Origin of the sequence: Pseudoalteromonas denitrificans DSM 6059 (assembly GCF_900112265.1) — a bacterium.
Lineage (GTDB): Bacteria > Pseudomonadota > Gammaproteobacteria > Enterobacterales > Alteromonadaceae > Pseudoalteromonas > Pseudoalteromonas denitrificans.
This window is the reverse complement of sequence record NZ_FOLO01000012.1, coordinates 68,540-82,339: the sequence shown is the minus strand read 5'-3', so window position 1 is coordinate 82,339 and position 13,800 is coordinate 68,540. Positions and strand designations below refer to the sequence as shown.

Below are 13,800 nucleotides of genomic sequence, written 5' to 3'. Positions count from 1 at the left end.
GCATCAAAATTTCACATCATATTTTTAGCTTTTTATTATTTAAAATAAATTACTGAACTTAACCCCAGCTTATTAGATATATTTGCTAGAAAGTGGTGCTTCTTATTAAAAACATAACTCTTTGCATTATTCTCTTTTTTAGAAGTTTCTTTACTTTCAGCTAGGTTTTTCATTGTTTTATTTGAATTTATCTTGTCTTTAAGTATTTCCATCATTGTCACCTCATAGATAATATGGTGATATTTTGCCGAATAAAAACATGACAAACCAACGATAAGAATTTACAGTTAGCATAAGTAAAACTTATATATAGATTCACACGAGCTTAATATGGATAAAAGACTTAAACATATAAATGCATTACGCTGTTTTGAAAGTGCCGCTAGGTACCAAAGTTATAGCAAAGCTGCTGATGAACTATTTGTTTCTCAAGCAGCCGTCAGTCAACAAATGAGACAGTTAGAAAACGCTTTAGATATTAAACTTTTTTTTCGAAACGGTCGAAACATGCAGCTCACACAAAGTGGTGAAAAACTATATCAATCAATTCATCAAGCATTGGGTATTATTGTTAAGGGTCTAAATAGTATTCAGTGTGAAGGTCTGGCTGGCGATCTCACAATCACATCCACTCACGCCTTTTGCGCTTTATGGATCATGCCAAGGTTATATCGATTTAATCAATTACATCCAGATATAAACATAAAAATAATGGGCTCCAATCAAATAGAAAATTTAGAAACGCAACAAATAGATTTAGCGATTCGTTTTAGTACAAAACCATTTGATGATACCAATAGCAACCTTATTTACGAATATTTGGGTGAAGATTTTGTTTATCCCGTATGTTCTCCTGAACTTAAAAACCATGTAAAACTTAACTCACCACAAGACTTAATGAACTGCAGTTTAGTGTGTTATGCAAATGAAAAAGTAGTTACCTGGCAAGAATGGTTTGAACATGTTGCTGTACAAGGATATGAGCTTCATAATCAAAAAACGGAAGTTACTTCAAGTGATATGGCTTTAGGTGCAGTATTAAGTGGCCATGGTGTAGCGCTCGTTTCAACGGCATTATTTTCACAATATATTCAAACTCAGCAGCTGATAGTTCCATTCAAAATTAAACACCCAGTTCATTGGAAAAAGTATATAGCATTTAATAAGAACTCAACAAAAATTAAAAGGATCCGCGTTTTTGCCGATTGGATCCAAGCAGAAATGAAAAATTCACCAAAATTATTTGTAATTGAGTAATACTTAAAATCATTTAAAATCACTTTGAGCTGTATGTTTTTTAATCTGAATTTCAATACTATAAGTACGCATATACACTGCAACTAACTTTTAATATACCTTAATGCTCGCAATTTATTGATAATAAATAGTCCATTGGTTAATTCCAGAGCTCGACAAAACATACCTAACCTCTGTATAATCCGCGCCCTTGAAACTCACAATTGTACATTTTTTGTTTTGATAGCCTTTGTTATTTTAAAAGTGATCAAAATAAATACCTGATACTAAAACCGTTAGGAATACTTCTTTGATATCTACCGCAAACATTACAATGCAATTTGGCGCTGAACCTTTATTTGAAAACATTTCTGCTAAATTTGGTAACGGTAACCGCTATGGCTTAATCGGCGCAAATGGTTGCGGTAAGTCAACGTTTATGAAAATCCTAAGTGGTGTACTTGCACCAAGCGCGGGTAATGTTTCAATCACACCAGGTTTAAAAGTCGGTACTTTAAGTCAAGACCAATTTGCTTTTGAGCAATACAGTGTTATTGATGCTGTGATTATGGGTGATACTGCTTTATGGGAAGTAAAACAGGAACGTGACCGTATTTATTCTTTACCAGAAATGAGTGAAGAAGATGGCATGGCTGTAGCTGAACTTGAAAGTCAGTTTGCAGAAATGGATGGTTACACAGCTGAAAGCCGTGCAGGACAGATATTATTGGATGCGGGCATTGAAGAAGAACTACATTTTGGTTTAATGGAACAAGTGGCACCAGGCTGGAAATTACGCGTACTTTTAGCACAAGCATTATTCTCAAATCCTGATATTTTGTTACTTGATGAACCAACTAATAACTTAGACATTCATACAATTAATTGGCTAGCGGGTGAACTAAATCAACGTAAATGTACCATGATTATTATTTCCCATGATAGACACTTCTTGAACTCAGTGTGTACACATATGGCTGATATTGATTATGGTGAATTACGTATTTACCCAGGTAACTACGAAAAATTCATTGAAGCATCAAGCTTAATTCAAGAGCAATTACTAGCTGAAAATGCCAAGAAAAGCGCTGAGATCAGTGAATTACAAGACTTTGTAAATCGTTTTGGTGCTAATGCATCTAAAGCAAAACAAGCAAGTTCTCGTGCTAAAAAGATGGATAAAATAAAGCTAGACGAAGTTAAGTCTTCAAGCCGTTTAAAGCCCTCTTTAAGCTTTTCTCCAGGCAAAACCATGTATCGCTCAGCACTTATTCTAGAAGAGTTTGGCCATGGCTTTGACGGTGAAACCTTATTCCAGAATGGCGATCTAATATTAGAAGCAGGCGCAAAATTGGCTATTATTGGTGAGAATGGTGTAGGTAAAACAACCATGCTTCGTTGTTTAGTTGATGAGTTAAAACAAGATCATGGTGTAATTAAATGGTCAGAAAATGCATCTGTTGGTTACTGTCCACAAGATAGTACAGCTGACTTTGATAACGATTTAACGATATTTGATTGGATCTCTCAATGGCGTACCACTAAACATGATGATTTAGCAGTACGTGGTATTTTAGGACGTTTATTATTTACTGCCGATGACGCCAATAAAAAAGCTCGAAACTGTTCTGGTGGTGAGAAAAACCGCTTATTGTTTGGTAAATTAATGATGCAAGATATTAATGTATTAGTAATGGATGAACCAACAAACCACATGGATATGGAAGCAATTGAAGCGCTAAACAATGCATTAAAAGTATATGAAGGTACTTTAATATTTGTAAGTCATGACCGTGAATTTGTATCTTCACTTGCAACACGTATTATCGATATCAAAGATAAAGAAGTGGTCGATTTCCAAGGTACTTTTGATGAATATATGTCTAATTTAGCGCTAACTCAACAAGTCGCTTAATTCCCTTTGTAAAGCTATGTCTATTCTGACATAGCTTTATGATAAGATTTAATATCTGAGTTGCATTAGTCAACAACGTTTGCACCTTCTGGATAATAAGATATTTCAAACCGAATCCCATCACTGTCTTTCATAAATAATGCTTGTACACCACCAAGATTTTGGATCTCTGGTGCTGTAAAACCAGCATTTATCATTTTAGCTTGCAATTGCTCTACAAACTTTTTATTTGGCGCTGCAAAACCAATGTGATTCATACCCGCACCATATCTTTCGTATTTTGAAGTTCCTTCATTCGCTTGACCAAATTGAATGAAAAAACCATTACCATCACTCCAAACGTGACCTCTTAATTTTTGAAAACCAATATGCTCCAATAAAATATTGTAATATGGCATGCTCTTTTCAAATGAAGTCACCAAAAGTGTAATATGATCTAATTTAAGTACCATGTATTGCTCCTAAAATGCTTTTTAAACCCGCGTTATAAGAACATTTATTTTCATTTTAATATAATTAATGTTACTACTATCGATTATGAAAAATATTAATAACTATGATTTAAATCTTTTAAATGTATTTCGCTTAATGATGCAAATCAGAAGTGTGAGTAAAGTTGCACAAAAGCTAGGTATTACACAATCGGCGATGAGCCATGTATTAAATAAATTAAGAGCTCAATTTGATGACCCTTTATTTCATAAAACATCTCACGGTATGGAACCTACAATAAGGGCTCAAGAGCTCTATGAAACTATCATTGATCCTTTAGAGAATTTAACGCGAGCATTACAAATAACACACGTTTTTGATCCTTTGGCTAGCCACCGCACTTTTGTCTTAGGCACTTCAGATTATCTTGAGAAACTCATTCTCCCTAAATTAGTTCGGTATTTAAGTAACACAGCCCCCAATATTAAACTGAAATGTACTAATTATGACGACACTAAGTTATCAAAAGAATTACAAAATGTAGATTTTGTTTTTGGCCGATATTCAAACCCAGCCGAAAACTTATATCAACAAACTTTATGGCATGACAAATTCATTACACTAGCAAATGTAAACCATCCAAGAATTAGAAATAAAACCATTTCAATCAATGAGTTTATAAATGAACAACATATATTGATAAGTCCAACAGGAGTGGGTACTTCACTCGTTGATAAACAACTAGCCAAACTCGGTTATAAACGAAATGTGATGTTAACAACTCATTTGTTTAATACACCCATTGAGATTATTGAAACCTCAGATATGATCACAACAATGCCAGAACGTCTTGCACAATATTCATCAGACACATCAAAAATTAATTTCATTACCCCACCAGTGAATTTAGAACCATTTGAAATCAGTATGTTATGGGGGCCATTTAAACATAATGATCCAGCCCATAAGTGGATGAGAAAAACAATATTGTCTATTGCTAAGCAAGGTCAAACTTCTTAAAAGAATACTCAGATAATAGAAATACTTAAAAACATTCTGAATTTTCAAACAACTTGTTTAAATAACAAAAGAAAATGAAGGGAAGAAAAAGCTGTGATAAAGATCAGTTTACAATTAATAAATCAGTCATTTCACTGTTAAAAATTTATATTGAATGAATAAATGTCGGGGGGGATAAAAGAGGGAATAAAGTTCCCTCTAAGATTTACACAGGTTTCACTAACATAATGTTGCCGTCAACACCTGTAATGATACATTGCGTATCAATTTCAATTATATTTACTTGGCAATCAGCAGCTAATCGCGCACTCCAATCAACGCCTGAAAAACGAATATGGCCTTTTACATGTGTGATTTGTGTTGCACTAGGTACTTGTTTACCTATCATATCACTACTAGTATCAGGACCCCCACCGGCGTTTTGAAAACGTTTAAATGGCTTCCATAATAATAATGTAATGATCCCAGTTAAGAGTCCCACAGTTAAAATTTCACTTTCCCAACCTGAAATGATGCCTAAATGTATTAAAATGCCTGTAAAAACACTGGCAATTGCAAAAAATAATAATGGACCGCTAAAGCCTAGTACAGCTAATTCAACTGTAAAACTCACTCCTGCTATTAAATAAAATAACTGAGCATGATGCTGGGTGAAATAGTGAATGATATCCATAATATAATCCTTAAAAATTAAATTTCAGATATATCAGAGCTTGGTAGCTTTAATGAACTTGAAACTGCAATTGCTTTGGCAACAGTATTAGCCACATTATCACCCGTTTTACCGTCTGTTAATACCACGGTACTTTGCGCTGCAATTGCTTGGTGGGCTGCAATTGTATCTTGAGCTAATGTAAGTGTAACAGCAGCTTTACCACTATCAGTTGCGGCAACTTCACCAACAGTTGTTAATGCACCGGCTTCTGCTTGTGCCACTAAACGAATCGCTTCTGCTTTACCTGTGGCTTCTAGAATTTGCTTTTCTTTTTCAGCTTCTGCATTTAAAACCTGCTCAGCCTTTGACGCCTCGGCATCAAGTACCCTCGCCGCTTTTAAACCTTCGGCTTCTGTAATTGCGGCAGTTTTAACACCTTCAGCAGTTAGAATAACCGAACGTTTTTCACGCTCTGCAGTCATTTGTTTTTCCATATCTTCACGAATACTTTGCGGTGGGCTAATATCTCTAATCTCATAACGTGTTACCATCACACCCCAAGGCGCTGTCGCTTCCGTCATTGCAGATAAAATGGTGGCATTGATTGCATCTCTTGATTGAAAACATTCATCAAGCTCCATAGAACCAATTGCATTACGCATTGTTGTCATCGCAAGTTGTGTAACCGATAATTTATAATCAGTTATATTATTTGTTGCAGCTGCCGCATCTGTCACTTTCATAAATAAAATACCGTCTAACTCCAACGTTATATTATCTTTTGTAATAGCTGCTTGAGATGAAATATCCAATGATTGCTCTTTTAGGTTTCTATCTGCTGCAACTGATTGCATAAATGGGATAATGAAATTCAAACCTGCTGACAAAGTTTTATCATATTTACCTAAAGTATAAATGACATAACCTCTATTTTGTGGCACAAAATAAATACCTTTTTTAAGCGTATATAAAACAACAATTGTCACCCATAAAAGAGGACTTCCAATAAGCGGTATAAAAACATCCATTTGTTTTTCTTCCTATTAATTTTTTATTAATGTGGGCAGGTTAACATAAATACTAACAAGGTCTATTGAATAATCCTTCCTTTCTTTTATCAATTTATGACTGATAAGTAATAATCCAATTCAAAAAAGTTAAGCTCTCGGCTTTAATCTTGGATCCAATGTTTATAGCTCCATAACGAAAAAAAATAACAAAAAAATGAATTGTTTATGGCTGATTATTAGATGGTTCTGTCTTAAAACCACCTAGAACTAGTCAATATTTACGATATGATATTAACTGTTTTAAACATAAATATATAAGGCAGTGAAATGAAATTTAAGTTAAATAAAAAGAAAATTAAAAACCTTTCTCAAGATAAAAAATCATTACCAGAAGCGATGACACCTATGGTTGGTGGTGGCGCTAGTTCACCTGAACTTTGCTGTACTTTTGATATTCAAAAATAAACTAAAAATATAAAGCCTATGAAAATGGGCTTTATTATTTCGTATATCCACATAATGAATACAAGTTTGTCTGGTATTTAACTAACATTATCTTGAAATTAGCTACAAATATTTAATACCTGATTTATTATTTTATACTGCTGGTTTAACGATAAATAAGGATATGGAATGAAACTTAGATTACAAAAAAAGAAAATTAAAAACCTCTCTCAAGATAAAAAAGCATTGCCAGAGGCGATGACACCTATGATAGCTGGAGGGACAAATACAAGCTCAACAGGTTCAGGTGCACCTGATACAGATTACAATAACGTTGTTTAGAAACAAAACAATTGAACTTTGATATTTAATTTCATATGAACTATTTTGATATAAATTTCAAAGTTTAATAATTTAATACCGAATTAATATTACCCTTATCACAAGTTTCATACACACTTCCAGAAAAGGCAGCCAAACATTAACAATACAATAACCTAAAGCTGCATTATAAAATTGAACATATCAACACACTTGCATGTTGCCATATCAGGCGTTGTATGATCTCAACACACTTCTAATCCTGTACAATTTCGACTATTGTCACAACTATCACTATTACAAGCTCTGACCGTTTTAGGTCCAGCACCTGCAATATGAACAGTTATTTCTTGTGTTAAAATAGCACTATCTCTAGATAAGTTTTTTAATTTTTTTGTTCAATGCAAGTTTCATATTTAAATCCTTTATGTATTAAATTTATGATTAGCACCTAATAAAGGCACTAATACAAAACACATTGCATACAATATACCGTCAATATGAGTGCTATATTTCTTAATTTTTATTACATTACCCATTTCCAATATACTCACCCACAAACCTATAAAAGGTTAATATTTTGATATGAGATCCAAAAGTTTAGAAGTTTCGCCATTTATTGAGTTTTAGGGGTATAATTGCTTCATTCGTAAAGTAAGCTTTTTTAGCAATATCACAACAATACTATTGTTATAAGAAGTGTTAAGGCGGGAATTTGCTCAAATCCATTTATTCACTTTCGTTTTTACTTGTCATTATTTCAACTTTAACTTCTCAATCAAGCAGTTATGCAAGCGAAGGTATGCAATGTGATCATTTAGTTATCGCAGGCGCACAATCATGGTTTCCTTATTCTTATGTTCAGGAAGGTAACAAGTATTATCAGGGGTTATTGATAAATTCACTTAAAGATGCAATAGAAGACAAAAGTATTTCTCTAAGTCATTGGTCAGATCTTCCCTGGAAGCGAGCTGAGCTACAACTGAACAAGGGCAAAGTAGATATTATTTTAGGCGCATTTCACACCCCACAAAGAGCAAAAACATGGTACTTTTCAAAACCACTTGCAAACTCAGAGCTGGTATTATTTTCATTAAATGACATCCTTGACGTTACACGTATTGAAGAACTCTACAATAAAGAGGTTTCTTACCCATTTGGTATGGCAACAGGAAAGAAATTTGCAGCAATTAAATCCCATATTAAAACAGAACATATTGTTCATCACGAACAAATTTATGGCATGATATTAAAACAACATACCGATTTTGGGCTACTCCCTAGAACTGCGGTGGAAACTTACCTGAGTCAGCATAAGTTAAAAGACAAATTTAAAATTCATCCACTTAAGTTAAATTCTGAAGCTATTTATTTAGTTACATCAATGAATAATCCTTGTTTAACCAAAATAAAATTTATTTTTGCAAACCTTAAACGTGTTTCTCAATAAGTTTTAAAATATTTTTATTCCTTCCCTTATAAAATACGCAAAATAAAAACTCATTTACATTATATTTAGTTATATTTTACTCTTATTTCATTTGCCTTTTAACCCAAGTTTACTTCCACTGTTTTTTTGTTTTTTCTCTGATGTATTTAACAGTCTATCATTGATAACACATTAAAATTCAGTTAATTTAACCCTGGCTAAAATGCAAATAAGAGCATTGTTGGTTTAATATAAACGCCTTTATATTGAAAAGTTTTCGAGTAATCAAATTCACCAATGAACTCGTTTTATTTATGAAAAATGCTTTTAGTGAGTTATTAGTACCCTAAAATATTAGACATCAACATAACTAAGTATTTTAGGTCCGCCTATAATGTGAAAGTTAAATTATAATATGAGAGTTAAACTATGAAGAACATTGTTCTTACCTTGTTAGCAACATCGACGCTATTACCAGTTACCGCTATTGCTGGAAACAGTCATTCAAACGTTTCAGATCAGGTTATCGAAAAACAGCGAGTCGAGCTTGCAAAAAATACAGATGGTAAAGGCTTTGGCCCGCAATCTCCACGAGATATCGACTCAGTTGAAGGTAATAACAAACGTATATTCAGTGCTGCTCCCGCTTATACAAAAATGAACTTATGTAATATTCACTTTCATAAAAATGCTGAGCATAAAGGTGGAGAGTTTACTAAATATGCGGGCAACGGAGATGGTCATGGATATCAATCAGGTTATAAATATTCAGGTCAATTAAGTACTGCCGAATTAACCAAAATAGACAAGAAAATTGGCGAGAGTAAACATGGAAGCCTTTACCCTGGGGATACGATTGAAGTGCATTATGTACATTCATCAGCCCAGGTAAAACCAGGCCCTACACTAGGTTCATGTTTAAGTGATTCAATCATGAATCCTCAGTTACGTGTTGAAACTCAAGTGTTTGTTTTAGTAAATGATAAAAGTGCACTCGATTTCACAAAGTTAACAGCACATAATCTAAAAAACAATGTACATCAAGCTTTAAACATTCCAAGCAATACAGGAACTGCAGTTCAATATACAGGTTCAACGACCGGCCCTAGTTACAACGAAAAGGCATCTCCTTTACAAGTATCATGGAGCGTACGACCTAAAGTGGCAAAAGTTGACATTAATACAGTTGATGAATGGTTTAAAGCTAATGTATTTAAAGAAGACCATGCACATGGTGTCAGAAACCTAGTGATTAACCCTGATCTACTTTCAAAGATAATAAAATAATTCAATTGGCTCCAAATAATATAGTTTGGAGCCTTTTTAGTTAACGCATTACTTACCCAGCAGCACGTATCGCCCTTACCCTGAGAAAAGTGGTGCTCAAAAGTTAAAAGCCGTTCAACTTGTTAAACTTATAAAATATAAAGATATTTATTTCCAGAACTCACTCTATATAGCTAACTAAATATTTTTAATCGAGTATGAGCAAACTCTGATCCTTTTTCTGCCAACCTATTAAGTAATTTTGGGTGTAATCGTCATGCCCACAACTAAAAACTAAAAAATAGCATGATCAAAACAATTCATTGAAAAAATATAAAACAGTTACCAATATAGATTTAGCACTCAATAACATTGTAAATCGATTTAGTTTACCCAAATAAAATCCAATATGTAGCAAAGTATAAGCCTAAAGCACACCAGAAAATACCTACTAACAAACTCCTAAAACTTGAAGTCTAAAATTCATTCATTTTTATTTTTATATCTTATCCGCTATACGATTGTTTTATATGACTTGTTTGAGTTGCACTTATTTTAATCAAAAATTAAAGCTTGAATCGTTATGTTATCTTGTTAATATAATAATATGAAATTACTTATATCATTTAGTTATATTTGATTTGTTAAATATAAAGAGCCCGTATATGAATACACAAAATTCTTTAAGCCAAATTTATCTCGATGCAAACGCAACTACACCAGTATTGCCAAAAGCTGCCGCCGCCGCACTGGCAACGATGGAAACGATGTTCGGTAATCCAAGTAGTAGTCATATTTCAGGGCTACAAGCCAAACAAATCATGGATAACGCCCGAGAAAAAGCACAAAAAGTTTTAGGCTCAGGTAATGGGTCTGTTATTTTTACCAGTGGCGCAACTGAGGGTATTCAAACAGGTATATTATCTGCTCTTTATAGCGCAAAATCACAAATGGAAACTGGCAAAACATATACTATTTTATATGGTGCTACTGAACATAAAGCCGTACCTGAATCATTAAAACATTGGAATACCATTCTAGAAATAAATGCACAAATAAAAGCAATTCCAGTTAATCGTGACGGCGATCTTGATTTAGAATTTATCGCTAATGAAGTCCCTAATGCCTTAATGATTTGTACTATGGCGGTTAACAACGAAACGGGTGTATTTCAAAATTTATCACACTTAGAACAAGTAATTCGTAAGCATAATACTAACGTATATTGGATGGTTGATTGTGTTCAGGCGCTAGGTAAAACAACTTTAGAATTAGCTAATACAAGTATTGATTACGCTCCATTCAGTGGCCATAAATTATATGGCCCTAAAGGCATAGGGTTTGTTTATATACGTGAAAATGCCCCTTTTACGCCTTTTATTGCTGGTGGTGGTCAGGAAGGTGGTTTGCGCTCTGGTACTGAAAACTTACCCGGATTAGCTGCACTTAATATCATTTTTGATATGCTGTTATCAAATAATGATGAATCATTTACTGATGTGGTTCAGCTACATAAATTTAGAGAACAGCTAGCTTCTGCGCTAAAAAAATCTTTCCCTGAAGTCGTATTTAATCACAGTTTCAAGAACAGCGTACCAACAACGTTAAACTTTGCGATACCAGGGTTTAGCTCTAAAGAAATGATGGATTTATTTGATGCTGCTAACATTCGTGTAAGTTCTGGCTCTGCTTGTAGCTCCAAAGTCACCCGAAGCTTTGTATTAGATGCTATGGGCTTACCTGCATGGCAAAGTGAATCAGCAATTCGCATGTCTTTTGGGCCTGCCATGACACAAATACAAATTGATACAGCCTGTGAGCGTATCATTCAGTCAGCGAAAGCTCTTGGCCGTAGCTGTTTAACCTTTGATTCTAACCAAATAAGCCCTAAAGAAAACCTTAACGGTTTGGTGCAATTTAAAGTCGGGGGTAGCTGTACTTGGCTATATGTAGATCAAACCAGTAAATCAGCAATTATTATTGATCCTTTAGCTGAAATTACCGAGCGATTATCGACTATATTAAATTGCCAAAACTTAACTTTAACAGCTGTAATAGATACGCATGGACATGCAGATCATGTATCTGATCGGGGTCGATTAGCTGATAAATTAACACCAATACAAGAAACTGATCCATTAGGTTGGCCTATTTCATGTAATTATAAAGTATTGAATGGCCATCGTTATCCAATGATCAAAGTGGGTGAAAAATACTTAGTGAAAGTAGCAACACCTGGTCATACCGATGACAGTATTAGTTTAATTTTATGCTCAGAAGCCGATACTGAACTTAAAATTGATTACGTTTTTTGTGGCGATATGATTTTAATGGGCAGCTTAGGCCGTACTAACTTTGCAACAAGTAGCTCAGAACATATGCACCACAGTATACAACTACTTCATAATATAATAGGAAATGAAAGCTTATTGTGCGCAAGTCATGATTACAACAATGAGTTTGTAACCACAATTTCCGCTGAAATGGACCGCAATACTTTATTGGCGCAAGTTATCAATAATGATATTCCAGTGACAGATTTCGTAGCACAAAAAGTGGGTTTAGATAAGAACATTAATGATGAAGTTGGTAGCGAAATCATGTGTGGTGCTTTTATAAAGTCATGTAATAAAAAGAAGGTAACTGACTATAATTCACAAACTTTGTCTGATGCCATGTCGCAATCTAGTGACATGACTTTAATTGATATTAGAGAACCACATGAATATGTATTAGGCCATGATCAGCAGTTTGGTTTAAACGTACCACTAACACGTTTAGTTGACTTTATTAGTGCACATCAAGATAAATCTGAGCCGTTAGTTTTAGTGTGCCGCAGCGGTAGCCGCTCTCATATTGCAGCACAAGCTTTAGCACGTTTAGGTTATAAAAATGTTGGTCATTTAAAAGGTGGTTATGCGTTGAACAATTAAGGTTCTAAATATAACGAATAAATAAGCACAGCCATCAAAACTCAAACATTGGTGGCTGTGCTTATTTTAATTTCTATCTCCGGCGTCTAAACATTTAATAGAAATAAAAAGAACCTCACAAACTTTAAAATATATATGTTTTATTATTTCAAACTAGCTAGAGTCATTAAGCCAAGCTTTAACACATAATCTTAACGCTTAATTGGATTTTTAAACTAATAGTACCCATAATTAAATATTATTTCTGAAATTAAAAACAGACTGCTATGAGCATAATTTTACGCATCATACTAATCTCTTTAATAAGTATATATAGCCTCTTTTCTACATTTCCTAATTCATTTGCATCAACCGAACATGCTGTTAAAAATAATTCTATTTTAGTGGTAACTGAACCTTGGCCGCCTTTTAACTATATAAACAAGAATAATCAAGTTGTTGGGATTTCTACAAAAGTACTTAAAAAAGTAATGAAAGAAGCTGGTTTTGATTACCAAATAAAAGTATATGGCTGGAATCGTGCGTATAACTTATCTAAAAACAATAAGAACACATTAATTTATACCATTTTTAAAATTGATAGCCGAGAACCTGACTTTCAATGGATATGTCCATTAATCTCAACACAAGGGGTCAGTATTTACAGTTTAAAGAATCGAAATGATATTAAAATAAATAAGTTAGAAGATCTAAAATCGTACCATTTGGGGGCGGTAGGCAGTGGTGTGACATATGATTATCTAATATCACAAGGGTTTGAAACTAATATAAATATAGATATTGCAACCGATGAACTCGCCAATATTCGAAAATTATTTAAAGGAAGAGTCGATTTAATTATTCAAGAAGAGGAACCTTTAGCTTTAAGAATGCAACAAGTTGGATTGCCAATTTCAAAATTAAAAAAAGTATTTTCAATTTTATCTAACGAAGAAAGGCAAACCTGTATGGCCATGAGTTTAGATACACCTAAATCAACAATTTTAAAGCTGCAAAATGCACTTAATAAGATACAAGGGAAATAATAATATAAAGACTGGAAGAGCAATTATAAATGCCACATTGTGCACATTAGTGGACAACAAAAAAACTTAGGGAAACAACTTCTCTCCCCTCTTTTTGTCGTTAAACCAAACTTG

Annotated in this window: 13 protein-coding genes; 9 read left to right on the top strand and 4 right to left on the bottom strand. The window is 33.7% G+C overall.

Annotated elements, in window-relative coordinates; all coding sequences use genetic code 11:
• Positions 1-35 precede the first annotated feature (35 nt).
• Positions 36-212, bottom strand: a complete 177-nt coding sequence (locus BM088_RS27205) for a hypothetical protein (RefSeq protein ID WP_177208009.1) — start codon at positions 210-212, stop codon at positions 36-38.
• A gap of 118 nt (positions 213-330) precedes the next feature.
• Between BM088_RS27205 and BM088_RS10075 the strand changes: the two genes are divergently transcribed.
• Positions 331-1,257, top strand: coding sequence for a LysR substrate-binding domain-containing protein (locus tag BM088_RS10075; protein ID WP_091983333.1), 927 nt, complete (start codon positions 331-333; stop codon positions 1,255-1,257).
• Positions 1,258-1,546: 289 nt separating this feature from the next.
• Complete coding sequence (locus BM088_RS10070; protein WP_091983331.1) at positions 1,547-3,151, top strand: ABC-F family ATPase; 1,605 nt, start codon at positions 1,547-1,549, stop codon at positions 3,149-3,151.
• A 65-nt stretch (positions 3,152-3,216) separates the two neighbouring features.
• Here the strand turns inward: BM088_RS10070 and BM088_RS10065 are convergent, their stop codons facing one another.
• The gene (locus tag BM088_RS10065; RefSeq protein ID WP_091983330.1) at positions 3,217-3,603 is read right to left on the bottom strand and encodes a VOC family protein; all 387 of its coding nucleotides are present in this window, start codon (positions 3,601-3,603) and stop codon (positions 3,217-3,219) included.
• 67 nt (positions 3,604-3,670) lie between these two features.
• On the opposite strand from BM088_RS10065, the gene BM088_RS10060 reads away from it, so the two are divergent.
• Positions 3,671-4,603 (top strand): LysR substrate-binding domain-containing protein, encoded by a 933-nt coding sequence (locus BM088_RS10060; RefSeq protein ID WP_091983328.1) that lies wholly within the window; start codon positions 3,671-3,673, stop codon positions 4,601-4,603.
• 205 nt (positions 4,604-4,808) lie between these two features.
• Here the strand turns inward: BM088_RS10060 and BM088_RS10055 are convergent, their stop codons facing one another.
• Together BM088_RS10055 and BM088_RS10050 are read right to left on the bottom strand one after the other, a co-directional pair.
• Positions 4,809-5,276 carry an NfeD family protein gene (locus BM088_RS10055; RefSeq protein WP_091983326.1) on the bottom strand — a complete coding sequence of 156 codons (468 nt, stop codon included), beginning with the start codon at positions 5,274-5,276 and terminating at the stop codon, positions 4,809-4,811.
• 17 nt (positions 5,277-5,293) lie between these two features.
• On the bottom strand, positions 5,294-6,286 hold the full coding sequence (locus BM088_RS10050; RefSeq protein ID WP_091983324.1) for an SPFH domain-containing protein: 993 nt from the start codon (positions 6,284-6,286) through the stop codon (positions 5,294-5,296).
• A 309-nt stretch (positions 6,287-6,595) separates the two neighbouring features.
• Between BM088_RS10050 and BM088_RS27200 the strand changes: the two genes are divergently transcribed.
• The 6 genes from BM088_RS27200 (at position 6,596) to BM088_RS10030 (ending at position 13,686) form a co-directional block, all read left to right on the top strand.
• Entirely contained in the window at positions 6,596-6,733 is a 138-nt protein-coding gene (locus tag BM088_RS27200; protein WP_177208007.1) for a hypothetical protein, read from the top strand.
• Positions 6,734-6,901: 168 nt separating this feature from the next.
• Positions 6,902-7,054 (top strand): hypothetical protein, encoded by a 153-nt coding sequence (locus tag BM088_RS27195; RefSeq protein ID WP_177208006.1) that lies wholly within the window; start codon positions 6,902-6,904, stop codon positions 7,052-7,054.
• 694 nt (positions 7,055-7,748) lie between these two features.
• Complete coding sequence (locus tag BM088_RS10045; protein ID WP_091983323.1) at positions 7,749-8,483, top strand: substrate-binding periplasmic protein; 735 nt, start codon at positions 7,749-7,751, stop codon at positions 8,481-8,483.
• 408 nt (positions 8,484-8,891) lie between these two features.
• A complete protein-coding gene (locus BM088_RS10040) occupies positions 8,892-9,749 on the top strand; it encodes a delta-class carbonic anhydrase (protein ID WP_091983322.1) in 858 nt (285 codons plus the stop codon).
• Between the two features lie 644 nt (positions 9,750-10,393).
• Positions 10,394-12,661 carry an aminotransferase class V-fold PLP-dependent enzyme gene (locus BM088_RS10035; RefSeq protein ID WP_091983320.1) on the top strand — a complete coding sequence of 756 codons (2,268 nt, stop codon included), beginning with the start codon at positions 10,394-10,396 and terminating at the stop codon, positions 12,659-12,661.
• Between the two features lie 266 nt (positions 12,662-12,927).
• The gene (locus BM088_RS10030; RefSeq protein ID WP_091983319.1) at positions 12,928-13,686 is read left to right on the top strand and encodes a substrate-binding periplasmic protein; all 759 of its coding nucleotides are present in this window, start codon (positions 12,928-12,930) and stop codon (positions 13,684-13,686) included.
• Positions 13,687-13,800 lie beyond the last annotated feature (114 nt).

Coding starts and splice junctions, on each gene's coding strand:
- BM088_RS27205 (WP_177208009.1), bottom strand. CDS start 212: ATGGAAATACTTAAAGACAAGATAAATTCAAATAAAACAATGAAAAAC.
- BM088_RS10075 (WP_091983333.1), top strand. CDS start 331: ATGGATAAAAGACTTAAACATATAAATGCATTACGCTGTTTTGAAAGT.
- BM088_RS10065 (WP_091983330.1), bottom strand. CDS start 3,603: ATGGTACTTAAATTAGATCATATTACACTTTTGGTGACTTCATTTGAA.
- BM088_RS10060 (WP_091983328.1), top strand. CDS start 3,671: ATGTTACTACTATCGATTATGAAAAATATTAATAACTATGATTTAAAT.
- BM088_RS10055 (WP_091983326.1), bottom strand. CDS start 5,276: ATGGATATCATTCACTATTTCACCCAGCATCATGCTCAGTTATTTTAT.
- BM088_RS10050 (WP_091983324.1), bottom strand. CDS start 6,286: ATGGATGTTTTTATACCGCTTATTGGAAGTCCTCTTTTATGGGTGACA.
- BM088_RS27200 (WP_177208007.1), top strand. CDS start 6,596: ATGAAATTTAAGTTAAATAAAAAGAAAATTAAAAACCTTTCTCAAGAT.
- BM088_RS27195 (WP_177208006.1), top strand. CDS start 6,902: ATGAAACTTAGATTACAAAAAAAGAAAATTAAAAACCTCTCTCAAGAT.
- BM088_RS10040 (WP_091983322.1), top strand. CDS start 8,892: ATGAAGAACATTGTTCTTACCTTGTTAGCAACATCGACGCTATTACCA.
- BM088_RS10035 (WP_091983320.1), top strand. CDS start 10,394: ATGAATACACAAAATTCTTTAAGCCAAATTTATCTCGATGCAAACGCA.
- BM088_RS10030 (WP_091983319.1), top strand. CDS start 12,928: ATGAGCATAATTTTACGCATCATACTAATCTCTTTAATAAGTATATAT.